The organism is Paraburkholderia jirisanensis, from assembly GCF_054782355.1.
Genome location: NZ_BAAGSQ010000026.1, coordinates 1,323,997 through 1,348,570 on the forward strand (window position 1 = coordinate 1,323,997; position 24,574 = coordinate 1,348,570).

14 protein-coding genes are annotated in these 24,574 nt (G+C 66.3%); 8 read left to right on the forward strand and 6 right to left on the reverse strand.

What is annotated here, in order from left to right; all coding sequences use genetic code 11:
• The first annotated feature begins 308 nt into the window (after positions 1–308).
• Positions 309–2,663, forward strand: coding sequence for a cytotoxic necrotizing factor Rho-activating domain-containing protein (locus ACYVNQ_RS22255; protein WP_460904808.1), 2,355 nt, complete (start codon positions 309–311; stop codon positions 2,661–2,663).
• 142 nt (positions 2,664–2,805) lie between these two features.
• Here the strand turns inward: ACYVNQ_RS22255 and ACYVNQ_RS22260 are convergent, their stop codons facing one another.
• The 3 genes from ACYVNQ_RS22260 to ACYVNQ_RS22270 form a co-directional block, all read right to left on the reverse strand.
• A complete protein-coding gene (locus ACYVNQ_RS22260; protein ID WP_460904810.1) occupies positions 2,806–4,686 on the reverse strand; it encodes a peptidoglycan D,D-transpeptidase FtsI family protein in 1,881 nt (626 codons plus the stop codon).
• A 146-nt stretch (positions 4,687–4,832) separates the two neighbouring features.
• A complete protein-coding gene (aqpZ, locus tag ACYVNQ_RS22265; protein WP_460904812.1) occupies positions 4,833–5,579 on the reverse strand; it encodes an aquaporin Z in 747 nt (248 codons plus the stop codon).
• Positions 5,580–5,927: 348 nt separating this feature from the next.
• A complete protein-coding gene (locus ACYVNQ_RS22270) occupies positions 5,928–7,469 on the reverse strand; it encodes a methyl-accepting chemotaxis protein (protein ID WP_460904987.1) in 1,542 nt (513 codons plus the stop codon).
• A gap of 544 nt (positions 7,470–8,013) precedes the next feature.
• Here ACYVNQ_RS22270 and aepX point away from each other — a divergent pair.
• The 6 genes from aepX to ACYVNQ_RS22300 all read left to right on the forward strand — a co-directional run bounded on the left by aepX (position 8,014) and on the right by ACYVNQ_RS22300 (position 19,395).
• Positions 8,014–9,714, forward strand: a complete 1,701-nt coding sequence (gene aepX, locus ACYVNQ_RS22275; RefSeq protein ID WP_460904814.1) for a phosphoenolpyruvate mutase — start codon at positions 8,014–8,016, stop codon at positions 9,712–9,714.
• Positions 9,711–10,877 carry a phosphonopyruvate decarboxylase gene (gene aepY / locus ACYVNQ_RS22280; protein WP_460904816.1) on the forward strand — a complete coding sequence of 389 codons (1,167 nt, stop codon included), beginning with the start codon at positions 9,711–9,713 and terminating at the stop codon, positions 10,875–10,877. The genes aepX and aepY overlap by 4 nt, the downstream gene beginning before the upstream one ends.
• A gap of 13 nt (positions 10,878–10,890) precedes the next feature.
• A complete protein-coding gene (locus ACYVNQ_RS22285) occupies positions 10,891–11,958 on the forward strand; it encodes a 2-aminoethylphosphonate aminotransferase (RefSeq protein WP_460904818.1) in 1,068 nt (355 codons plus the stop codon).
• Positions 11,959–12,236: 278 nt separating this feature from the next.
• The gene (locus ACYVNQ_RS22290; protein ID WP_460904820.1) at positions 12,237–12,566 is read left to right on the forward strand and encodes a helix-turn-helix domain-containing protein; all 330 of its coding nucleotides are present in this window, start codon (positions 12,237–12,239) and stop codon (positions 12,564–12,566) included.
• Positions 12,566–13,927 (forward strand): HipA domain-containing protein, encoded by a 1,362-nt coding sequence (locus tag ACYVNQ_RS22295; protein ID WP_460904822.1) that lies wholly within the window; start codon positions 12,566–12,568, stop codon positions 13,925–13,927. The genes ACYVNQ_RS22290 and ACYVNQ_RS22295 overlap by 1 nt, the downstream gene beginning before the upstream one ends.
• Before the next feature lie 263 nt (positions 13,928–14,190).
• Positions 14,191–19,395, forward strand: a complete 5,205-nt coding sequence (locus ACYVNQ_RS22300; protein WP_460904824.1) for a trifunctional serine/threonine-protein kinase/ATP-binding protein/sensor histidine kinase — start codon at positions 14,191–14,193, stop codon at positions 19,393–19,395.
• 28 nt (positions 19,396–19,423) lie between these two features.
• On the opposite strand, the gene msrA is transcribed toward ACYVNQ_RS22300, so the two are convergent.
• From msrA to ACYVNQ_RS22315, 3 genes are all read right to left on the reverse strand, one after another.
• The gene (msrA, locus tag ACYVNQ_RS22305; RefSeq protein ID WP_460904826.1) at positions 19,424–20,158 is read right to left on the reverse strand and encodes a peptide-methionine (S)-S-oxide reductase MsrA; all 735 of its coding nucleotides are present in this window, start codon (positions 20,156–20,158) and stop codon (positions 19,424–19,426) included.
• Positions 20,159–20,183: 25 nt separating this feature from the next.
• Positions 20,184–22,004, reverse strand: coding sequence for a cytochrome c biogenesis protein DipZ (locus tag ACYVNQ_RS22310; RefSeq protein WP_460904988.1), 1,821 nt, complete (start codon positions 22,002–22,004; stop codon positions 20,184–20,186).
• A 293-nt stretch (positions 22,005–22,297) separates the two neighbouring features.
• The gene (locus ACYVNQ_RS22315) at positions 22,298–23,218 is read right to left on the reverse strand and encodes a LysR family transcriptional regulator (RefSeq protein ID WP_460904828.1); all 921 of its coding nucleotides are present in this window, start codon (positions 23,216–23,218) and stop codon (positions 22,298–22,300) included.
• A gap of 135 nt (positions 23,219–23,353) precedes the next feature.
• Between ACYVNQ_RS22315 and ACYVNQ_RS22320 the strand changes: the two genes are divergently transcribed.
• Entirely contained in the window at positions 23,354–24,520 is a 1,167-nt protein-coding gene (locus ACYVNQ_RS22320; RefSeq protein WP_460904830.1) for a mandelate racemase/muconate lactonizing enzyme family protein, read from the forward strand.
• Positions 24,521–24,574 lie beyond the last annotated feature (54 nt).

The following is a 24,574-nucleotide window of genomic DNA, read 5'->3' on the forward strand; positions in this document are numbered from 1 at the left end:
CGTTGTGTCCCCGTGCTCGACAGCGCAGAACCCCTGCAGATAAAAAAGTGCCGCCTGAACTTCGGCGGCTCAACAGGGGATGACGTCATCGTTACAGCCGAAAATTAAACCAGCCTTAAGACACTCGCCGGACCGTCTCACGACCGATCGCGCGGCTGCGTTCAGATTTCGTTGTGTGACGCGCGTGGTTCGGCCCATCTGAGCGGCCGGGTGCGTTGCAATGCCTGATCACCACACACGCGCTGGTTGCGCACCGTACGCTGTGGTGAATCTGCACACGTCAATGCAGTTTCAGCGAGGAGCGCACCATGCAGATCAGCGACAGACCTCAGCACGCAGCGACGCCGACGCAACCGGAATCTCACGGTCCGGGCGGCGGCATGTCTTTGTCGGCGGCGATCGTGCCGGTGGCAGAGCCATCTGCCGCTACCGATGCCGCCATATCCTCGACTGGCGGCGTGGCTCCTGCTGTGGTTGCCCGCACTCGCACAGACGAGGCGATGCGTCGCTATCCGAACGGCTCGCAAATGACGGCGCGTTTTCTGGCGTTCGACGAACGCGTTCTCGAAATCCGCGAGATCGAAGCCGCCGGCGGCGATCTGTCGACGGAAGAACGCGCGGCGCTGGATCTGCACGACGTGCTGCAGGCGCGGCTGGCGTTTCTGGGCAAACCCGGCGCGCCCGACACGGCGGCGCGCGTGGCGGACAAGCAACCCGACGGTGTGCCGAAGGACACCACGCCGGCGCCGGATCACGGGCCGTCCGCGGTGCGCTACGTCGGCGGCGTGAAGATCAGGACCGACTACTCGCTGCGAGACGTGCTGGGCATCACGGCGAACGCGGCGAAGGCACCGTTTGCATCGTTCGTCGCGAGCGCGCGGGATCTGATCAGCAAGGCTGTGCAAGGGAAGGCGCTTACTGCACAGGAAGAACAGGATATCTACCGGTATGCGAGCCTCGTCGATGCGTTCACGTCGCTGACAAGGGTCGGCGGAGCGATGCAGGGGGTGGGCGATGTGCTGATTGGCGTGAAGACGCTGACCGGCGATGCGGACGCGGATCCGGACACGCTCGCGGCGCCGGTGATGGCCACCCGTGGCGTGGTCAGTCCGCAGCCGGCGATTACGCCGCAGCGAGGGAAACAAGCTCCGCGCGGGCGGGGCAGCGTTACCGTGACCGCAGCTTCGGCGCCTGCGCAGACTGCCGATGCACAGATTGCCGGTGCGAAGACCGCCGGTGCGAAGACCGCCGGTGCGAAGACCGCCGGTGCGAAGACCACCGGTGCGAAGACCACCGGTGCGAAGACCGCCGGTGCGAAGACCACCGGGCCGCGCGGTGCGTCCCGGCAGCCCCTGTTCGATTTTCCGCAGTTCTCGATTCCCTTTCCGTTCAAAGCGGATAGCCCGGCAACTCCCGAGGTCGTACGCAAGCCGGAGCCGGGCTTCAATCCGCCGCAGCGGCTGCCGGACGGCCGTACCGGCTATGTGCTGAGTCCGACCCGTCCGCCGCATCTGCCGGATAACCCGGCGAACCCGCCGGTTGCCGGGCCGAGCCGCGACCGCGCAGGCAGCGCACGCGCGCGGCAGCGCGGCGGCAAGACGCCGGGTTCCGCGGCTGCGGTGCCGCCGCGCAGTGCGTCGCAGCCCGCCCGGATGCCGAGCGTCACCTCGACCGAACTCAAGCGTATCGCCGGCAAAGGACCGATCAGCATCGACCCGGCAGCGACGCCGCTCGACGACAGTCTGCGAGTGATGGCGTTCGGCGCGCCGTTTTTCTTCTACCGCAACGACAAGGACGTTCAGATGACGCAGCCGCGCCCCGCGCGCAAGACCGACTACGACGACCGGCGCGATGTGCTGCAGGTGGCGGGCGGCGAGCATGTGACCTCCTATGTCGCCAATTCGAAGGTCAATGCCGGCAAGTTCTGGGGCAGTGGGCCGGCAGGACAACTGCAAGGCGCCGAAGTGCTCGAACTCGGCAACGGCAGGCAGGGCGTCGGCGCGATCAAGCTGCCGTTCGCGAACCTGCGCCCCGGTGCGACCATTGTGGTGAGCGGCGGCGCGATGAATGGCTGCACGATGCTGTTCGCTTCCGATGGCCGCGCGCTCTATGCATACCATGCCGGTTCGGCGGATGTGTCGCCGGGCTGGTTCACGTCGCAGCAGGGCGCGCAAAGCATCGTCAAGGCGCACCAGAAAATCGGCCCGGCGACCCAGCGAGAGTACAAATGGCACGGCACCAATAGCGACCTCGTCGTGATGGGCCGGCAGTATCCGTTTTCGGCGCTGATCTACAGTGGCCGCTTCCTCGGCAATACGGAAGCGCTGGTTGGCGCGTCGGCGCTGCTGGGCGCCGTGGCGGGCGCTGCGGAACCGGTGCCGAACGCGCACCTGCATGTGCCGCGGCATGCGTACGGCCCGCGGCACGGCGCGCGTTGGCACATGATGACGTTCAACTACGCGGAGCACGACCGCACGTTACGCACGGTCGGCACCGCGGAGGCGGTGATCACGAGGGATCTGAACGGCGCCGTCACGGTGCGCGTGCTGGCGGAGAAGGGCAAGCTGGACCGCGGTTCGTCGATCGGCGAGCGCGGCGGCCCGATTGCCTATCGATACAAGACGACGGACAGCGAGTCGGCGACTTACTTCGTGCCGAAGTGACGGCGAAGCGTGCCGGTGAAATGCGGCGACGCAATGTGACGGCGCATCGGGACGCCACAGCACAACGGCACAGCACAACGGCACAGCACAACGGCACAGCACAACGCCACAGCACAACGGCCCCCGCCATTAAACGCCGCGCTCACGTATCCGGCGGTACACCGAGCAGTTGCAGCGCGCCACCCGCCACGCCTGAGAATACCGGGCCTGCGACAGTGCCGCCATAGAACGCCCGACCGCCCGGATCGTCGATCATCACGGCGACGATCAGCCGCGGGTTGCTCATCGGCGCCATGCCGACGAACAGCGCGCGATAGCGGTTCTTCGCATAGCTCGCGCCGACCTGCTTGCGCGCGGTCCCGGTTTTGCCGCCGACCCGGTAGCCCTCGATCGATGCCGCCTGCCCGGTGCCGCCCGGGCCGGTGGCCATTTCGAGCATCGTGCGGATCGCGGCAGCGGTGGCGGGTGTCGTGACGCGCCGCGCGTCGGCGTGCGCATCGCCCTGCGGGAGTGGCTGCGCGGCGGGTTCACGCGTGGGCGATGTGCTGACCGGCTGTATGCCGCTGCGATCGTGCGTGCCGCCTGCAACGCTGCTTGCGGCGCCGTCTGCCGCATCGTCGCTGGCTGCACCCGCAACGGCTGGCTGCGCCGGCGCTTCGCCTGCCACAGTCGGCTGTGCGCGCAGCAGATGCGCTTCGCGCAACGTACCGTCGCCGGCATAGACCGTATAAACCTGCGCGAGCTGCAGCAGCGACGCCGACAGACCATAGCCATACGCCATGGTCGCCTGTTCGATCGGCCGCCAGCCGTGGTAAGGCCGCAGCCTGCCCGCCGCAACGCCGGGGAACGTGAGCTCAGGAGCCTGTCCGAGCCCGTATTGGCGATAGGTGGTCCAGATCTTTTGCGCCGGCAGGTTCAGCGCGAGCTTCGCGAGCGCGATATTGCTCGACTTCTGCAACGCTTCGGCGACCGTCATGCGGCCATGGTCCGAGGTGTCGTGAATCACGTTCGCGCCGATCCTGTACGAACCGGGTGCGGTATCGATCAGCGTATTCGGCCGCACCTTGCCCGCATCGAGCGACAGCGCGACCACCACCGGCTTGATCGTCGAGCCCGGCTCGAAGGTATCGACCACCGCGCGATTGCGCAGTTGCCGGCCGGTCAGCCGCGCACGGTCGTTTGGATCGAAGCTCGGATAATTGGCGAGCGCGAGAATCTCGCCGTTGCGCGCATCGAGCACGACCACGCTGCCGGCCTCTGCACGATGTTTCGCGATGGCCGCCTTCAGTTGTCCGTACGCGAGCTGCTGGATGCGGCGGTCGATCGTCAGATGCACGGTCGCGCCATTGCGCGCGGGCAACAGCGGCCGGGTTTCGGATACCACGCGCCCGAGCCGGTCGCGGATCACTTCGCGCCGGCCGGGCACGCCGCTCAACCGTTCGTCGGCAGCCAGCTCGATGCCTTCCTGGCCGTTGTCTTCGATATCGGTGAAACCGACGACGTGCGCGGCCGATTCGCCTTCAGGATAGAAGCGTTTCGAATCCGCGATCTGCGTGATGCCGGCCATGCCCAGTTTGCCGATGCGCGCCGCCGTGTCGGCGTCCACCTGGCGCTTGAGCAGCACGAAGGTCTTGTCGCCGGCAACGCGCCGCGACAGTTCGGCAAGCGGCAGCGCGAGCAGCTTCGCGAGCGGCGCGAGCGATTCGCCGTCGAGCAGCTTTGGCGACGCCCAGATTTCATAGGTGGCGAGGCTGACGGCCAGCAGCGCGCCATGACGGTCGACGATGCGCCCGCGCGTGGCATCGAGCTCGAGCGTGCGCTGATAGCGCTTTTGCCCCTGCTCGACATAGAAGTCCTGATTGACGATCTGCACCCAGAACGCGCGCCCGAGCAGCGCTGCGAAGCCGGCGAACGCGACAATCACGATGAGCTTCGAACGCCACGGCGGCAGGCGCGCGGCGAGAACCGGGTTCTTTGCCACGCTTGCGTACGGTGCGTGAGACTGCGCTTTTCTGTTGGGCATGGGTGCGGACGTGAGTGGACACCTGACGCAGCCGTTCGCCGGCGCCGCACCGATTGTAATTAAAACGTAATGTTAATGCGAGCGTTGTGCGGCAGTGTGTGGACGGCTGCCCACACACTGCCCAGCCCGCAACGCTCCATCCGGAACTAGACGCTTACGCGCTGCGCGGGCGTATCCACCCGTTGCGGCGCGCCGGCCAGCAGCGGGTACACGAGGCCGGCCACGATCGCGCCGACCAGCGGCGCGGCCCAGAACAGCCACAACTGGTCGACTGCCGCGCCGCCGACGAACAGCGCCGGGCCAGTCGAACGCGCCGGATTGACCGACGTATTGGTGACCGGAATCGACACCAGATGAATCAGCGTCAGACACAGGCCGATCGCGATCGGCGCGAAGCCTGCGGGCGCACGCTTGTCGGTAGCGCCGAGGATCACGAACAGGAAGAAGCCCGTCAGCACCGCTTCGCAGATGAACGCGGCCGCCATCGAATAATGGCCGGGCGAGCGCTCGTCATAACCGTTGGTGGCGAAGCCGCTCGCGACCAGATCGAAGCCCGGCTTGCCGGTAGCGATCAGCGACAGCACGAAGGCGCCGAGCAGCGCGCCGGCCACCTGCGCGGCCACATACGGAATCAGCTCGCGCGCCGGAAAGCGGCCCGCTGCGACGAGGCCGACGCTGACCGCCGGATTCAGATGGCAACCGGAGATATGGCCGATCGCATAGGCCATGGTCAGCACGGTCAGGCCGAACGCCAGCGAAACGCCGACGAAGCCGATGCCGAGCCCTTGCTCGGAACCGGCGAAGCTCGCTGCGAGGACGGCGCTGCCGCACCCTCCGAGCACGAGCCAGAAGGTGCCGAACAGTTCGGCGGCAAGACGTCTTGTTAAAGGCATGGGTGTGCTCCTGAAATTTCGACAAACGGCAGGCGTGGCGATGCCGCTGCAGCGAAGCAGCGGCTGCACGCCCGAGCGCGAAAGTTTAGGCACGCCAGGAAAATTGACTGTCAAGATTTGTCATGGCCGCGCAGGGCCTCGGAGCGAGCTGCGGCAAACCATGGGCAGCGCGGTTGCGGGCACGGGCAAGCGCCCAACGCAGGACCGCGGCAATCGCGCCCGAAGCAAACGAAGCAAACGAAGCAAACGAAGCAAACGAAGCAAACGAAGCAAACGAAGCAAACGAAGCAAACGAAGACGCGACCCAAACCCGCACCGCGTGCGGCACACACCGCACGCAAACCCCGCTTACGCGGGCAGCGCGAACGCCGCGATCGATTCGCGCAGCACGCCCACCTGGTCCTTCAGCGAATGCGCGGCCGCGGCTGCCTGTTCGACCAGCGCGGCGTTCTGCTGGGTCACCTGATCCATCTCGCCGACCGCGCGGTTCACCTGCTCGATGCCGGCGCTCTGCTCGCGCGACGCCCGGCTGATCTCTTCGAGAATCTCGTTCACGCGGCGCACCGACAGCACGATTTCGCCCATCGTCTTGCCGGCGTTCGCCACCAGCGATGCGCCTTGGTCGACGCTGCCGGTCGACGCCTCGATCAGCGTCTTGATTTCCTTGGCCGCGGCCGCCGAGCGTTGTGCAAGACTGCGCACTTCCGCCGCCACCACCGCGAAACCGCGCCCCTGTTCGCCGGCGCGCGCCGCTTCGACCGCCGCATTGAGCGCGAGGATATTGGTCTGGAACGCGATGCCGTCGATCACGCCGATGATGTCGCCGATCTGCCGCGAGCGGCTGGTGATGTCGCCCATCGTGCGCACCACGTCGTCGACCACGCGGCTGCCGCGGCTCGCCACATCGGCTGCTTCGTTGGCAAGTTGCGCGGCCTGCGCCGCGCTGTCTGCGTTGTGCTTCACGTTGCTGGTCATCTCGTCCATGCTCGACGCGGTCTGTACCAGTGCGGCGGCCTGCTCTTCGGTACGCTGCGACAGGTCGGTGTTGCCGGCGGCGATCTCGGCCGCGCCGACGTCGATGTTCTCGGTGCCGCTGCGCACGCGCGTGACGGTTTCGACGAGGCCCTGCTGCATCGTGTTGAGCGCGAACAGCAGGCTGCCATGGTCGTTGCCGGCCAGCGGCACCGGCGACGCAAGATCGCCGCGTGCCATGCGCTGCGCGGCGGCCACCGCCACTTCCAGATCGCCGCCGAGGGTGCGCCGCACGCTGCGCAGCACCAGCACCATCGCGAGCGTCGCCAGCGCGCCGAGCGCCACCGTGATCGCGAGCCAGCGCATCAGGTTCGCGACGAATTCCGCCTGCACGTCGTCCATGTACATGCCGGTCACGAGATACCAGTCCCATGGCGCGAAGCGCAGCGAGAAGCTGGTTTTCGGCACCGGCGTATCGTGGCCGGGCTTCGACCACAGGTAATCGACAAAGTCGCCACCCGCATGATTGCCGGCCTTGACGATTTCGACGAACAGCCGCGTGCCGTTCGGATCCTTGAACGACTCGAGATCCTTGCCGACCAGTTCCGGCTTCATCGGATGCATCAGCATGGTCGGCTTCGAGTCGTTGATCGAGAAGTAGCCGTCGGCGGCATAACGGATCGCGCCGATCGCGGCGAGCGCCTGTTTCTTCGCGTCCGCTTCGGAGAGCGTGTGTTGCTGTGAAAGCGCGTAGTAATAATTGACGATGGCGCCGGCTTCCTGGCCTAGCGTGGTCAGTTGCGCGCGACGCTCCGCGATCATCGATGCGCGGCTTTGCCACGCGCCGAAGCCGCCGATCAGGATCAAACCGATCCACAGCACGGCGATCATCGAGCCGAGTTTCTTGTTCAGGGTCATCGTCTGCATGTCCGGATATCGGGTGGTGATGCGTGTACCGCAAGCGTGTATCGCAATGCGGCGCCTTTAGCGCGTTTACGGCGCGCAGCAGCGTGCGGCGCAGGCGGGGGAAACCCGCATGGGCGTAATGGTTTCATCTGATTAATCAAGCGGTTGCGCCGCTCCATAAACATCGCGGGGAAAACCGCCGCGAGTGCCGGATTAAATCGCGCGACACGGCGCGCAAATTACACATTTTTCAAACTAATTCCATCAATTGCCAACTCGCCGCAGGGTAGGCGGCATTCTGCTTTTATTTCCGATATAGTCGCCATCTTTGGCGATCCGGAACGGCACGACAAACGGAGACATCGGAGGCCGGGTAATACACGGTCCGAGGCGAATAACCGCTGATTAAATCAATTCGATATTTCCCTGGAATCCACAGCGGCAATCACTACGTCGAAACCACGCGTCCGTGGATTGATATCGATTTTCCAAACGACGTTGCGCGAGCAACGAAAGACGTTTTGCCGCAACTGAAGCGGCGAGCAGGAGCCACACAATGAACGCACGCGAACCTTCTTTTTCCGTCTCGTCACGCAGCGCCCGTCTGCGTGAAATGCTGACGAGCAACGAACTCGAATTCCTGATGGAAGCGCACAACGGCCTGTCGGCGCGGATCGTACGCGAAGCCGGCTTCAAGGGCGTCTGGGCGTCGGGTCTGTCGATCTCGGCGCAATTCGGCGTGCGCGACAACAACGAAGCGAGCTGGACCCAGGTGGTCGACAACCTCGAGTTCATGGCCGACGCGAGCGATCTGCCGATCCTGCTCGACGGCGACACCGGCTACGGCAACTTCAACAACGTACGGCGCCTCGTGCGCAAGCTCGAGCAACGCGGCATCGCCGGCGTGTGTATCGAAGACAAGCAGTTTCCGAAAACCAATAGCTTCATCAAGGGCGAAGCGCAGCCGCTCGCGGACGTCGACGAGTTCTGCGGCAAGATCAAGGCCGGCAAAGATTCGCAACTCGACGAGAACTTCTCGATCGTGGCGCGCGTCGAGGCGCTGATCGCCGGCTGGGGCATGGAAGAAGCGCTGCGCCGCGCCGAAGCGTACCGCCTCGCGGGCGCCGATGCGATCCTGATCCACAGCAAGCTGTCGAAGCCCGACGAAATCCTGACCTTCGCGCGCGAATGGGCCGGCCGCGGTCCGCTGGTGATCGTGCCGACCAAGTACTACAGCACGCCGACCGAAGTGTTCCGCAAGGCGGGCATCAGCACGGTGATCTGGGCGAATCACCAGATCCGCGCGGCGACCTCGGCGATGCAGGCGGTGGTGAAGGACATCTACGAAAACCAGACGCTGGTCAATGTCGAAGACCGCATCGCGACGGTCAACGAGATTTTCCGTCTGCAGGACGCCGACGAATATTCGGAAGCCGAAGATCGCTATCTGTCCGGCTCGCGTAACGCGGGTGCAGCAGTCGTGCTGGCGGCCAGCCGCGGCAAGGGCCTCGAAGCAGTCACCGCCGACCGTCCGAAGGTGATGCTGCCGATCGCCGGCAAGCCGCTGCTGCGCTGGCTGGTCGATGCGTTCAAGAAGCAGGGCGTCAACGACATCACGGTGGTCGGCGGCTATCGTGCCGACGTGATCGACACGGCCGGCATCAAGCTGGTCGTCAACGACAAACACGACCAGACCGGCGAACTCGCGTCGCTCGCGTGCGCACTGCCGAAGCTGCAGGGCGACACGGTGATTTCGTACGGCGACCTGCTGTTCCGCAGCTACATCGTGCGCGACCTCGTCGAAAGCGAAGCGGCGTTCAGCGTGGTGGTGGATTCGTCGGATGCATCGGATACCCACGCGGCGAACCAGAGCGTGCGCGATTTCGCATGGTGTTCGGCCGGCGACGATCGCGGCCTGTTCGGCAACAAGGTGCTGTTGCGCCGCGTCTCGGCGGACAACAGCGGCAGCGATGCGCCGCACGGCCGCTGGGTCGGTCTGCTGAACGTGCGCGGCGCAGGCCTTGCCCGTTTGCAGTCGGTGATGGCGCAACTGCAGGCGCGCGCAGACTTCGCGACGCTCGATATGCCGGCGCTGCTGAACGCGCTGATCGAAGCCGGCGAAGAAGTCGAAGTGCAATTCGTGCACGGCCACTGGCGCGGTGTGAACGATCTGGAAGACTTCCGTCGTGCCGGCGACTTCGCGCATGCGCAAACGCCGCTCGCGCAGGCCGGTTCGGTCGACGAGGGTGCACGATGATCGAAGCCGCACAATTCGTCGAAGCGGCGCGCGAGCGCGGCTTCGACTGGTATGCGGGTGTGCCGTGCTCGTATCTGACGCCGTTTATCAATTACGTGCTGCAGGATGCATCGCTGCACTATCTGTCGGCGGCGAACGAAGGCGATGCGGTCGCGCTGATCGCGGGCGTCACGCTCGGCGCGCGCAACGGCCGGCGCGGCGTGACGATGATGCAGAACTCCGGGCTCGGCAACGCGGTGAGCCCGCTCACTTCGCTGACGTGGACGTTCCGTCTGCCGCAGTTGCTGATCGTCACGTGGCGTGGCCAGCCGGGCGTGTCCGACGAGCCGCAGCACGCGCTGATGGGCCCGATCACGCCGGCCATGCTGGATACGATGGAAATTCCGTGGGAGACCTTTCCGACGGAAGCCGACGCGATCGGCCCGGCGCTCGACCGTGCCGTCAAGTACATGGACGAGACCGGCCGGCCGTACGCGCTGGTGATGCAAAAGGGCAGCGTTGCGCCATACGAGCTGAAGGCGGGCGACGCAGCTGCGCGCCGTGCCGCGCCCGCCGCAGTGTCGCAGCTGCGCGGCACCGCGCCTGGCGAACGGGCGACGCGCAACGCGGCGCTGCAACGGGTGATCGCGCACACGCCGCTCGAAGGCACGGTAGTGCTCGCGTCGACCGGCTTCTGCGGCCGCGAACTGTACGCACTCGACGACCGGCCGAACCAGCTGTACATGGTCGGCTCGATGGGTTGTCTGACGCCGTTCGCGCTGGGCCTCGCGCTCGCGCGTCCGGACCTGCAGGTGGTCGCGCTCGACGGCGACGGTGCCGCGCTGATGCGCATGGGCGTGTTCGCGACGCTCGGCGCGTACGGCCCGGGCAACCTGACGCACGTGCTGCTCGACAACGGCGCGCACGATTCGACCGGCGGCCAGGCGACGGTGTCGCCGCAGGTGTCGTTCGCGGGCGTCGCGGCGGCTTGCGGCTACGCGTCGTCGATCGAAACCGACGACCTTGCGGTGCTCGACGCCGAACTGGCCGCGCCGCGCCTCGCCGGCCCGCGCTTCGTGCGGCTTGCGATTCGCCGCGGCACGCCGGACGGCCTGCCGCGCCCGACCATCACGCCGCCCGATGTGAAGACGCGCCTGATGCGCCACATCGGCGCGCTAGCCTGACGAGGAGATTCCGATGCTGTTGCTGAATCCGGGTCCGGTGACGCTGACTGCGCGCGTGCGCAACAGCCTGCTGCAAACCGACCTGTGCCACCGCGAAAGCGAATTTTTCGACCTGCAGGACGAGGCGCGCGCGCGTCTTCTGCAAATTTACGATCTCGATCCGGCGCAGTGGAGCGCGGTGCTGATGACCGGCTCGGGCACGGCCGCCGTCGAAAGCATGGTGGCGGCGCTGGTGCCGGACAACGGCCGGCTGCTGGTGATCGAAAACGGCGTGTACGGCGAGCGCATCGCGCAGATCGCGACGCAGTACCGGATCCCGCATACGGTCGTGAAGCACGAGTGGATGGAAGCGCCCGACGTGGCGCGGATTTCCGCCGCGCTCGACGCGGACCGTGCGATCACGCACGTCGCGGTGATTCATCACGAGACCACCACCGGCCGCCTGAACGATCTGCAGACGCTGGCCGCGCTGTGCCGCGCGCGCAACGTGCGGCTGCTGGTGGACGGCGTCAGCAGCTTCGGCGCCGAAGCGATCGATTTCGCCGATCCGACCATCGCGGCGGTGGCCGCGACCGCGAACAAGTGCCTGCATGGCGTACCGGGCGCGGCCTTCGTGATCGTGCGGCGCGACGCGCTGGCGGTGGCGGCGAGCCGCACGTACTACCTGGATCTCGGGCGCCTTGCGCGTCTGCAGGAGCAGCGCAATACGCCGTTCACGCCGTCGGTGCATGCGTACTACGCGCTGGTCGAGGCCTTGCGCGAACTGACCGACGAAGGCGGCTGGAGCGCGCGTCACGCGCGTTATGCGGCACTGGCCGAACAGGCGCGCGCAGGGCTGGCGGCGCGCGGCATCGGCAGTGCGTTGCCGGCGCAGGAGTCGTCGGTGGTGCTGCGCGCGTACCGCTTGCCGGCCGGCGTCACCTATGCGCGGCTGCACGACGCGCTGAAGGCGCGCGGCTTCGTGATCTACGCGGGGCAGGGTGGTTTGTCGGCCGAGCTGTTCCGGATCTCGACGATGGGCGACATCCATGCGCCGGACGTCGAACGCTTGCTGCAGAGCTTTGACGCGTTGTCGAAGTAGCGGCGATGGGGCGTGCTGCCGGCCTGGAAAGGCGGCGGCATGGCCGGCGTACGGGTTGCGCATGAGCGATGTCGCGCATCCGGACGATTACCGCCATGAAGCATATTTCCGACATCCCGGAATTAACCCATTATTTGGCCACAAAACACCCATAATTCCGGAATATCGGAAATATGGGTGTGCGTTGTATTTCCGACATCCCGGAATTAATGGTCTTTCAGCGTCTGATTGTGAGATAATTCCGGTATCGCGGAACAACTCCGCCGCAGGCGTTCACGATGACTCGACCACTGCCTCGCCCGGTTCCGAACCCCGATCCGCTCGCGCGGGATATCTCCGCAGTCGGCGCGATGGTGCGCAACTACCGCGCCGAGAACGGCATGCCGATCAACGATGCCGCTGATCTGCTGGGCGTCTCCAAAGACGTCCTGTCGAGGCTCGAAAACGGCCGCCCGATCGGGCTGGACAAGCTGTTCCTGATTCTCGACGGCTTCGGCCTGAATCTGCTGATCGTGCCGAAGTGGCACACGTCCGTCGCGCGTAAAGCGGTGCTGGACAGCGCGGCAGCACACTCGTCAGATGGCGCGTCGGCTCTGGAGCGTGACTGATGGCGCATGTTCTGGGCGTTTCGACCAACGGCGCGATCGTCGGCCACGTCACATTCGATGCTGAAGCCGATCTGTACAGCTTCGACTACGACGCAGCATGGCGCGCGCGCACACAGGCCTTCCCGCTGTCGCCGCATATTCCCGTCGACAGCCCCGTTGCCGCACCGGGCACGGTGCATCGCTTCGTCGAGAACCTGTTGCCAGAAGGGCGAGCGCTCGACGTGGCAACCAGCTTCTTTCACGTCTCCAGAAACAACACGTACGGCCTGATCCGGATGCTTGGCAAGGAACCGGCGGGCGCGCTCAGTTTCTTTGCTGACGACGATTCGGGCGCGCCGCCTGCGCAGCCTCCCGAGGTTCTGGAGCCGGTACGCCGCGCGATCAGCCCCGAAGAGCTGGCCGAGCGCATCGAGCAGCGCAATGCGGTTCCGTTTGCGGTCTGGGATGGGCAGGTGCGGCTCTCGGTTGCGGGGCAACAGGACAAGCTGCAGGTGCTCGTCGAAGGCGAACATCTGTCGCTGGTGGATGGCGCGCTCAGCTCGACTCATATCCTGAAGCCTGAAGCGCTGAACGCACGCACGCCGTTCATGGTCGCCAACGAACACTTCTGCATGACGCTCGCCGCGCGGATCGGGCTGCCGGTCGCGCCGGTTTCGATCCGCCGCATCCCCGCGCCGATCCTGCTGATCGAGCGCTTCGATCGCGACGTGTCGTATGCGCCCCACGATTCCACTCAGGTCGTCTCAGTGCGACGCAAGCACATCATCGACGGCTGTCAGGCGCTCGATTTGCCGTCGGCATTCAAATACGAGCGCTATCTCGGCGACGCGCCCGACGTACAGAATATTCGCGACGGCGTCAGCTACGAAAAGCTGTTCTCGCTGACCACGCATTGCGTGCAACCGGCGCGTGCCAGAACCTCGCTGGTCCAATGGGCGATCCTGCAATTGCTGATCGGCAACAGCGATGCGCACGGCAAGAACCTGTCCTTTTTCGTCAGTCACGCCGGCCTGACGCCGGCACCGCTTTACGACCTGGTATGCGTCAACGCGTATGGCGCGGCGTTCGTGCAGGACATGGCGATGGGCTACGGCGATGTATTTCGCCTTGAAGAGATTAGTGCATTCGCACTGGCCGACTTCGCGCATCGTACCGGCACGAGGCCGAAGCTTGTCGCGCGCGAGATGCTTCGGATGGCGCGCGCAGCCGCCGCAGCGGTCGATACGCTCGCTGCATCGGATGTGTACGTCGGCGACGAGCGCGCACTGGTACGGCAGATCGCCGCTTTCATCACGAAACAGGCCGGGCGCCTCACCACCCTCGCGCCAATGATCGCGCAGGTCGACCCCGACTTGCTGTAAGTTCGCGATCCGTCCAGCTGCGAGACGCACGCGGCGCGCCGCGCATCTACACACGCACATACAACCCGTCTGGCGAACCGTCGTCGCAGTGGTGCAGAGCTGTGCAGAAGCACGTTCCTGAAGCGCTATAGAATCAGCACGGTTATCGCATCGGGCCACGCCGCACACGCTGTGCACGCTACGGCACAGCCCGGCGCGCCGCGTGCCCGCGCGGCGCTTTCGCATCAACGCGGCCCGGGCCGCCGAGCTTGAAGTCGATCCAGATGAGCGTTCCCACCGAGTACCGGATGTCGTTGCTGCGCGGCGGCGATCTGCAGCTTTACCGCCGTACCTGCCGGGGCGGTACCAGCCTGATGCTGGTGCCCGCGGCCGCCGAGCCGTCGCCGCAGAGTCTCACCTGTCTGCAGGCTGAATACGCGCTGCGCGAGAAGCTGGACGCCAGCTGGGCCGCCGTGCCGCTGATGATGACCCGCTACGACAACCGCATGGCGCTGCAGCTATCCGACCCGGGCGGCGTGTTGCTGAGCGATCTGTGCCGCGCGCCGTGGAAAATCGACGAATTCCTGCCGTTTGCCGCCGCGCTGGCGCGGGCCATACGCGAATTGCACGCGCGCGAGCTGATGCATGGCGACCTGAACCCGGGCAACATCCTCGCCGAACGAGCTTCCGCACAAGTCTGGCTGACAGGCTTCGGCCACGCGGCGGGCCGTGCGGCCGAAAGCGGCGCGACGGCCGCGGCATCGGTCGGCGCATCGGCCACAGCGGCGAGCAGTTCAGCGTCCGCAGCGACAAGCTCCGCATCAGGCGGCTTTGCGTACATGGCGCCGGAGCAAAGCGGTCTCGTCAATCGCACGGTGGACCAGCGCGCCGACCTGTACGCGCTCGGCTGCATCTACTACGAGATGCTGACAGGCGTGTTGCCGCTGGTCGCCGCCGACGCGATGACGCTGGCGCATTCGCACGCCGCGCGCCAGCCGGTACTGCCGGCGGCGCACGTGGCCGGCATCCCCGCGCAGGTTTCGGCGATCGTGATGAAGCTGCTCGCGAAGGCACCGGAGGAGCGCTACCAGTCGGCCGCGGGCCTTGCCGTCGATCTCGGGCACTGTGCGGCCGCATGGCGCGAGTGGCAAGCCGTCGCGCAGTTTCCGCTCGATCTGCACAATATCGCCTACTACGTGAAGGCGTCGCAGCGGCTCTACGGCCGCGCGCCGGAACTCGACGCCCTTGACGCTGCGTTCGGGCGGGTCGCGGCGAGCGGGGTCTCCGAGTTCGTGCGGCTCGCCGGCCGTTCGGGGTCCGGCAAGTCGTCGCTGGTGGCGGGCTTCGCAGAGCGTCTCGGGGAGCGCGCACAGCGCTTTGCCTCCGGCAAGTGCGATCAGGTGACCCAGGCGATTCCGTATTCGGGTCTCGCGCAGGCGCTCGTCGCGCTGGTCCGGCCGATTCTCGGCGAACCGGAGGAAGCGTTTCGCGCGTCGCGCGCGCGGCTTGCCGAGGCACTCGGCCTGAGCGCCGGGCTGCTGACCGGCCTGGTTCCCGAGCTTGCGCTGGTACTGGGTGAACCGCCCGCGCTCGCGCAGTTGCCGCCGCAAGCGGAACGGGAGCGTTTTCTGCGCGCCGCGGCGCGGCTGGTCGGCGTATTTGCGCAGCCGCAGCGGCCGCTCGTGCTGTTTCTCGACGACCTGCAATGGATGGACGCCGGCACCCAGGCGGTACTCGACTATCTGCTCAACGAGGCCGGCATCCGCCATCTGCTGCTGATCGGCGCGCTGCGCGACGACGAAGTCGGCGCCGAGCATCCGCTGCATGGCAGTGCGCGCGTCACGCGGATGCGTGCGCTCGATCTCGCGCTGGCGCCGCTGGCCGCCGCCGACCTCGCGCGTTTCATCGCTGATACGCTGGGTTGCGATGTCGACGAAGCAGAGCCGCTTGCCGAACTGGTCGAACAAAGGACGCACGGCGAACCGCTGTTCGCGATCCAGTTCATTGCCGCGCTCGCCGAGCAGGGCCTGATCGGCTTCGACCACGCAGCCGGGCGCTGGCACTGGCAGCTGCCGCTGATTCGCGCACAGGGCGACGCGGGCAACGTCGCGAACCTGCTGCTGGCGAAGCTCGGCACCTTGTCGCCGGCCACCCGCAACCTGCTCGGCTATCTCGCCTGCCTTGGCAATCACGCGGCGACCAGCTTGCTGGCGAGCGCCGCGGCAATGCCCGAAGACGAAGTGCGCAGCGCGCTGGCCGACGCGCAGCGCGCCGATCTCGTCTATCCGCGCGACGACGCGTGGTGCTTCTGGCACGACCGCGTGAGCGAAGCCGTGTATGCCGCGAGCAGCGCAAGCGAACAGGCGGCGCTGCATCTGCAGATCGGCCGGCGCCTGGCCGCCCGGGTCGAAGCTGCGCCGGAGGAGCCGTCGACCGAACTGCTGTTTGCGACGGTCAATCAGGTTAATCGCGGCAGCGGCGGGCTCACGTCGCGCGACGAGCGCATCTATTTCGGTCACCTCAATCTGATCGCCGGCCAGCGCGCGAAAGCGGCAACCGCCTACACGTCGGCCCTCGCGTATCTGGACGTGGCCGCCCAACTCCCGGGCGATGCCGCGAGTGCCGCGCATCGGCATGCGGTGGCACTGCATCGCGCCGAATGCGAATTTTTGAGCGGTGCGTCGGCGGCGGCCGAGACACGGCTCACCGAACTGGCCGGCTGCGCGATCGACCTGCCGCTGCGCGCCGATCTGACGCGACTGCGCGCCGCGCTGTATACGACATTCGACCAGCCCGATCGCGCGTTCGACGTCAGCGTCGACTATCTGCGCGCGGTCGGCGAGGATTTGCCGCTGCGCCCCACCGACGCTCAGGTCGAGGCGGAATTGCAGCGTCTGCTCCGGCTGATCGGCACGCGCCCGATCGAGGCATTGCGCGACCTGCCGCTGACCACCGATCCGGTGCGCCGCGGCACGCTCGCCGTCTACGGCGACCTGATTCCCGCCGCGCTGTTTACCGACCTGAACCTGCACGACCTGATCCGCTTGCGCATTGCGAACCTGAGTCTCGAACACGGCTACAGCGATGCGTCGTGCTACGGCATCGTGGGTCTGGTGCGCATCGTCGGTGCGCGGCACGGCGACTATGCGCTCGGCTTTCGCTTCGGCGAGCTGGCAATGCATCTGTGCGACGTGCGCGGCCTCACGCGCTACAAGGCGCGCGTCGAGATGGTGTTCGGCAGCATCGTGATGCCGTGGGTGAAGCCGGCGCTGGCCGGCGAGGCCTTCATGCGCCGCGCGATGCGTACCGCTGCCGAAAGCAGCGATCCGACCTTTTACGTCTATGCGCGCCGCAATCTCGTCAGCCATCTGATTTTCGCCGGCGCGCCGCTCGACGAGTTGCTGCGCGAGGCCGAAGCCGGTCTTGCGTCTGCGATGGAACGGGAGTTCAGCCTCGTAGTCGACTCCCATCTCGCGCAGATCGTGATGTTCCGGCAACTGCGCGGCTTGCCGCTCGACGCGGCCGCGCTGCGCGATGCGGGTTACGAGCGCGACTGGATCGAGGTGTTTGCGCGCGGCGGCAGTTCGTCGCGTCCGATCGCCGCGTTTTCCGCGTGGACCCATGCGCTGCAGGCGAACCTGATGCTCTGCGACCTGCCCGCCGCACTGGCAGCGGAACAGCACGCCGCAGCGCTGAGCTGGTCGTCGAGCGCGTTTATCGAGTCTGCGGAGTTCTGGTTCTTCGGCGCGCTCGCGCACGCGGCAGCGGCCGGCGCCGGGTTGCCCGAAGGCAGCCGCCCGCATCGTGCGACGCTGGCCGAGCACACCGCGCGGTTGCGCGTCGTGGCAGCCAGTTGTCCGGAAAATTTTGCGGCGCGCCTGACGCTGGTCGAAGCGGAGACCGCCCGCATCGACGGCCGGCTGCTCGACGCGCTGCAACTGTACGAGCGCGCGTTGCAGCAGGCGCAGCAGCACGGCTTCCTGCAGATCGAAGCGCTTGCCAACGAACTTGCCGCATGCCTTTGTCAGCAGCTCGGCCTGAAAGCCGCCGCGCGTGCGCATTGGCGGGAGGCGCGCGACGCGTATTTGCACTGGGGTGCGCTCGCGAAGGTCGAGCAACTGGACCAGAAGTGCCCGTTGCTGCGCGAGGTGGCGCGCTCGGCGAAGCTGGCGCAGGCGCCGCGTGCGAGCGCGGCGCCGCTGGACGTCGAGGCGGTGCTGCGGGCGTCGCATGCGCTGTCGAGTGAAATCGTGTTGAGCCGGTTGATCGACGTGCTGATGGGCACCGCGCTCGAGCTGGCCGGCGCCGAGCGCGGCGTGCTGGTGCTGCTGCATGGCGACGATCTGCGCATCGCGGCACAGGCGAGCGTGCAAGGCGACGATGTGCAGGTGACGCTGCAGCCGGACGGCGCCCTCGCCGACGAACTGCCGGTCGCGCTGCTGCAGACCGTGTTGCGCACCTCGGTACACGTCGTCCTCGACGATGCGGCCAACGACAGCGCGTTCGCGCGAGACCCGTACCTGAGCCGGCGCGGCACGCGCTCGGTGCTATGCATGCCGCTCGCGCGCCAATCGCGGCTCACCGGCCTGCTGTACCTGGAGAACAACCTGATTCGCGGCGCGTTCACCCGCGAGCGCACCGAATTGCTCGCGGTGCTCGCGTCGCAGGCGGCGATCTCGCTGGAAAACGCTCGCCTGTATGCGGATCTGGTCGAGCAGACCCAGCAGCGCGAACAGGCGGTCGATGCGCTGCGCGACGTGCAGAACGAACTGATGCGCGTGAGCCGGCTGACGACGATGGGCGAGCTGGTGGCGTCGATCGTGCACGAAGTGAGTCAGCCGCTGACGGCGGTGGGCACCTCGGCGGGCGCGGCGCTGCGCTGGCTCGAGCGAGATGTGCCGGAGGTGGCCGAAGCCTGCGAGATGCTGACCGGCATCGTCGACGACACGTTGCGCGCCCGCGAAGTGGTGCGCGGCCTGCGCGCGCTGGTGAAGAAAGCACCGCCGGCGTTCGCGCAGTTCGACCTGAATGCGGCAATACGCGAAGTGCTCGCGCTGACGCGCGGCCAGCGTCGCGAGCACGACGTCACGCTCGACGAGCGCGCGGTGGCCGGCGCGTGCTTCGTGTACGGCGACCGCGTGCAGTTGCAGCAGGTGGTGCTGAACCTCGTGCTGAACGCGATCGAGGCGATGGCGGAAGTGCACTACGGGCCGCGTGTGCTGAGCGTCGGCTCGCACGCGATGGCCGGCGGCGCGGTGCGTGTGGTGGTCGAAGACAGCGGTACCGGTGTCGAGCCGGCGCTGGCGGCGCGCCTGTTCGAGCCGTTCGTGACGACCAAGGACGGTGGCCTCGGCATGGGGCTGTCGATCTGCCGCGCCATCGTTGCCGCGCACGACGGCGAACTGTCCGCAGCGCAACGCACGGATAGACGCGGCGCGGTGTTCAGCTTTACGCTGCCCGCGCCGCAGGAGGAACCTGTTTCGACCTGACTACACCCGCACGCCGCTCAACTGCGCGTTACGACGTCTTCACCAGCACCGGCGTGTCGCGATACTGCGTCGGAAACAGCCGCTTCAGATCGGTGATCTTCGGCATGTCGTTGATCGCGATATACGGCGAGTCCGGATGCAGCGTCAGATAGTTCTGGTGATACTGCTCGGCCGGATAGAATGTGCGGTCCGGCTCGATCGTCGTGACGATCTTGTCGGAAAACACGTGCGCGCCGCCGAGCTGCGCGATGTACGCCTTCGCGATGCGCGCCTGCTCGGGCGTAGCCGGGAAGATCGTCGAGCGGTATTGCGTGCCGCTGTCCGGCCCCTGGTGGTTCAGCTCGGTCGGGTTGTGGGCCACCGAGAAGTAGATCTGCAGGATCCGGCCGTAGCTGATCTGATGCGGGTCGAAGGTCACGCTCACCGATTCCGCGTGGCCGGTGGTGCCGGTGCTGACGGTCTCGTACTCGGCCGCCGAGCGCGCGCCGCCGGTATAGCCGGACACGGCGCTCGTCACGCCTTTCACGTGCTGAAACACGCCTTGCACGCCCCAGAAACAGCCGCCGGCGAGCACCACGGTTTCGCTCGACGGCGCCGTGGCGGCGTTTTCGTCGACCACCGGCGCCGGCACCGTGTGCGACTCTTCGGCCGAAACGTGGCGCTGTACGAGCCCGACGCCGGCCGCCGCAGCGGCCACCAGTGCGAGCATCGGCAGCCGGCGGCGCAGCGCGGCGCGCACGCCGCGGGTAGGTTCCTTATGCATATTTGCCTCCATGATGAAGTAGGGATCAACCGAACGTGAACGCATACGCGCGCACGCCCGGATCGAGAAAGCGGATCTCGAAGGTATGGTCGGTGATCGGGCCGCTCTGGCGGATCAGCTGATACAGCCTTTGTTCGGTGACCGTGCCATTGCCGTTCGCGTCGGTGTCGCTGCCGTGATTCGCGCCCGGCGCGGCGCCGTCGATCGTCACCTGGAAGCGTACCGGCTTGCCGTCCGCCGACGGTCCGAGCACGAGGTGCAGATCGCGTGCATGAAAGCGGTAGGCGATCGCGCCGCCGGCCTGGTTCAGGTCGGTGTGCTCGGAGCCGAGCGTCCAGTTGCCGTCGAGCGCCCATTCGTTCTGGCCAAGGTCCTTGCCGAGCGTGTAGTGGTGCGGCTTGTCCATCACCGGGTCGCCGGGCGATGCGAAGCCCTGCGCGCGTTCATAGCCGACGTAGGTTTCCGGCGACTGGACATCGCCCACCGACGGCGCGGCTTGCGCCCCCTTGCCGTTATCCTGCACGAGTCCCGGCGGCAGATCCTTTGCGCCGGCTTCGGTCAGCAGCTGGCGGATATCCTGTTCGGAGCCGGCGTAATCGCCTTCGCCGAAGTGGTGCGCGCGGATCTGGCCTTTGGCGTCGACTAAATAGTCCGCGGGCCAGTATTCGTTGTTGAACGCGCGCCAGATCTTGTAGTTGTCGTCGATCGCGACCGGGTAGTCGACCTTCAGGTCGCTGACCGCGCGCTTCACGTTGCCGACGTCCTTCTCGAACGCGAACTCGGGGGTGTGCACACCGATCACCACGAGGCCCGAGTCACGATACTTGTCGGCCCATGCCTTCACGTACGGCAGCGTGCGCAGGCAGTTGATGCACGAGTAGGTCCAGAAGTCGACCAGCACGACCTTGCCGCGCAGCTGCGCGGCCGTAAGCGGCGGCGAATTCAGCCATTGTGTCGCGCCGTCCAGCGACGGCAGCGTGCCTTCGACCGGCAGCGGGCCATTGGCGGCGCCTTGTGCGGTGCTGCCTGTAGCGGCCGCAACCGCCGACGTATCTGCAGCGGCACCTGAAGCGCCGCCTGCCGCGTTATGGGTCAGCAGGTTTTGCTGCTGGCCCTTGCCCGGATGCAGGCGGTCCAGCACACGCTGTTCGAGGTTGTTGGTGCCGGACAGCGACAGTTGCGTCAAAAATCCGGTGTCCGCATGCAGCGCGATCGCGGCCACGCCGCCCAGCACGGCAACGCCGAGTACTCGCTTGACCCACTCGCTGACGTGCAACGACTTTTTCATCGTCGTGAACACCTTGCCGCCGACCACCAGGGCGAGGGCGAGCGAGGTCGCCGCGCCCGCGGCATAGGCGAGCAGCAACAGCGAGGTGGTGACGCTTGCGCCTTGCAGTGCGGCGCCGGTCAGGATCAGGCCGAGAATCGGGCCCGCGCACGGTGCCCACAGCAGGCCGGTGGCGACGCCGAGCAGCAGCGACGACCACACCACCGAACGGTCTTGCTGCGCGTTTTGCGCCGATTCGGACAGCCGCGAGCCGAGCGCGACCAGCGGCCGTGTGAGCCGGTCGGACAACGACGGCAACAGCAGCGTGAGCCCGAACAGCGCCATCACGACCAGCGCGACGATGCGACCGTACTGGTTCGCGGCGACTGCCCAGCCGCCGCCGACGGCTGCCAGCGCGGCCACCGCGCTGAACGTCACTGCCATGCCGACCAGCAGCGGCAGGCTGCTCTGCACGAACGGCCGGCCGGTGCGGGCAAACACAAAGGGCAAAACCGGCAGGATGCAAGGGCTGACGATGGTCAGCACCCCGCCGAGCCAGGCAATCAGAAACGGGACAATCATTTTCATATTCTCCACGATGGGTTGCGCGCCGCCGCTGACGGCGCAGAGCCCGTCGGCGCAATGTTGCGCACAAGGGGGCTTTCATCGGGCAAACACGCTTTGCCGTTGGTTATTCCCCGATATATCGGATAGTCGGGGCAGGCGTGCGGAAATGACAGTTGCGTCGGCGGTAATAATGCCGGCGGCGCGTGACGCCGGGATCAACGGGGCTCAGCGGGCCTCGGCGGGCCGTAGCGTGCCTCAGCGGGCTTCAAAACGGCCTCAACGCCCTCAACGGCGTCCGCACAGGCTCAGCTGGCCTCGTGCGCCTTGCGCGGCGGCGGCTCGAACTGCTCGACCAGAAAGTCGATGAACGCGCGCACCCGCGCCGCCTGGTTCTGCCGGCTCGGGTAATAAACAAACAGATCCGCATCCGGCAGCCCGAATTCGGGCAGCACGATCTTCAGCCGGCCGCTTTGCACGTACTTCTGCAGATCCCATTCGGAGCGGATCAGGATGCCGTGGCCGTCGAGCGCCCAGCCGAGCACGATGTCGCCGTCGTTGCTGGACAGCATGCCGTGCACCTTGATGGCCACGCTGTGCTGGTCGCGCACGAAGCGCCAGATGCCGTACGCATCGTCGTTCTGCCGGTGCACGATGCAGCGGTGCTGTGCGAGATCGGCGGCCTGTTCCGGCGTGCCGTGCCGCGCCAGATATTTCGGCGAAGCGCACAAAAAACGCCGGTTCGACATGATGCGCCGTGCATTCAGACGCTGATCGGGCAATTCGCCAAAGCGGATGCCGAGATCGAAGCCATGCTCGATCAGGTCGATCGGCCGGTCGGTCACCTCAAGTTGCACCTCGACATCCGGGTAAGCGTTCGCGAATTTCGAAACCAATGGCGCAATGGTCGTGCGTCCGAAGCCGAGCGAAGCATTCACGCGCAGCAAGCCGCGCGGCGTGGCGCCGCTCATCGACACCGCGTCTTCCATTTCCTGCACCTGGCTCAGGATGCGCGACGCGTGCTGCAGATAGATCGCGCCCTCGGTGGTCAGGCTGACCGTGCGCGTGGTGCGGTTGACGAGCCGCACGCCGAGCTTTTCCTCCATCTGCGCGAGCCGCCGGGTGGCCGCCGGCGGCGTGATGTCGAGCGCGCGCGCCGCCGCCGACAGGCTCTCGTGGCGCGCCAGCAGGATGAAAAATTCGAGGTCGGAGCTGATGTCGGTCTTCACTGAAAGTGAAATATCAATTAAATCTTGCTGAATTCTAACGTGTGTAGCTCGACGTAATCTTGCGCCTGTCGAATATGGTTTTGACCCGCCGCAAGCACCCGTAACGTGCCGTACCTGGATTTCTGGAGGACACCCTTGAAGATCGTTGAGATTCGCGAAAAAACCCTGCCGATCAGCTCGTCGATACGTAATGCGTATATCGACTTCAGCAAGATGACCTTGAGTCTCGTCGCCGTGATCACCGACGTGATCCGCGATGGCAAGCCGGTGGTCGGCTACGGTTTCAACTCGAACGGCCGTTACGGTCAGGGCAAGCTGATGCGCGAGCGTTTCATCCCGCGCGTGATGGAAGCCGACCCGGAATCGCTGGTCGATTCGACCGGCAAGAACCTCGATCCGCACAAGATCTGGTCGACCATGTTCACCAACGAAAAGCCCGGCGGTCACGGCGAGCGTTCGGTGGCGATCGGCACGATCGACATGGCCGTGTGGGATGCGGTGGCGAAGATCGAAGGCAAGCCGCTGTTCCAGCTGCTCGCCGACCGCTACGGCAACGGCGTGCCGGACCGCAAGGTGTTCGTGTACGCAGCCGGCGGTTACTACTATCCGGGCCAGGACCACACCAAGCTGAAGGACGAGATGCGCAGCTACATCGACCGCGGCTACACGGTGGTCAAGAAGAAGATCGGCGGCGGCTCGCTCGACGAAGATCTGCGCCGTATCGATTCGATCCTGTCGGTGCTGCAGGACGGCCAGAAGCTCGCCGTGGATGCGAACGGCCGCTTCGATCTGGACACCGCGATTCAATACGCGAAGGCGCTGTCGCAATACGACCTGTTCTGGTACGAAGAGCCGGGCGATCCGCTCGACTTCGAACTGCAGGCCACGCTGCGCAACTACTACGACAAGCCGATGGCAACCGGCGAAGACCTGTTCTCGATGCAGGACGCGCGCAACCTGATCCGCTACGGCGGCATGCGTTCGGACCGCGACTGGCTGCAGTTCGACTGCGCGCTGTCGTATGGCCTCGTCGAATACCTGCGCACGCTCGACATGCTGCACGAGCACGGCTGGTCGCGTAAGCGCTGCATTCCGCACGGCGGCCATCAGATGTCGCTGAACATCGCGGCGGGTCTGGGCCTCGGCGGCAACGAATCGTATCCGGATCTGTTCCAGCCGTTCGGCGGCTTCCCGGATGGCGTGAAGGTCGAAAACGGCTACATCACGATGCCGGATCTGCCGGGTATCGGCTTCGAAGGCAAGGCCGATCTGTTCAAGGAAATGCAGGCACTGTCGGCGTAAGCGCGCCGCCTCTGTCGAGCCGCCTGTCCGTGTGCGAGGGGAAGCGCAACGGGC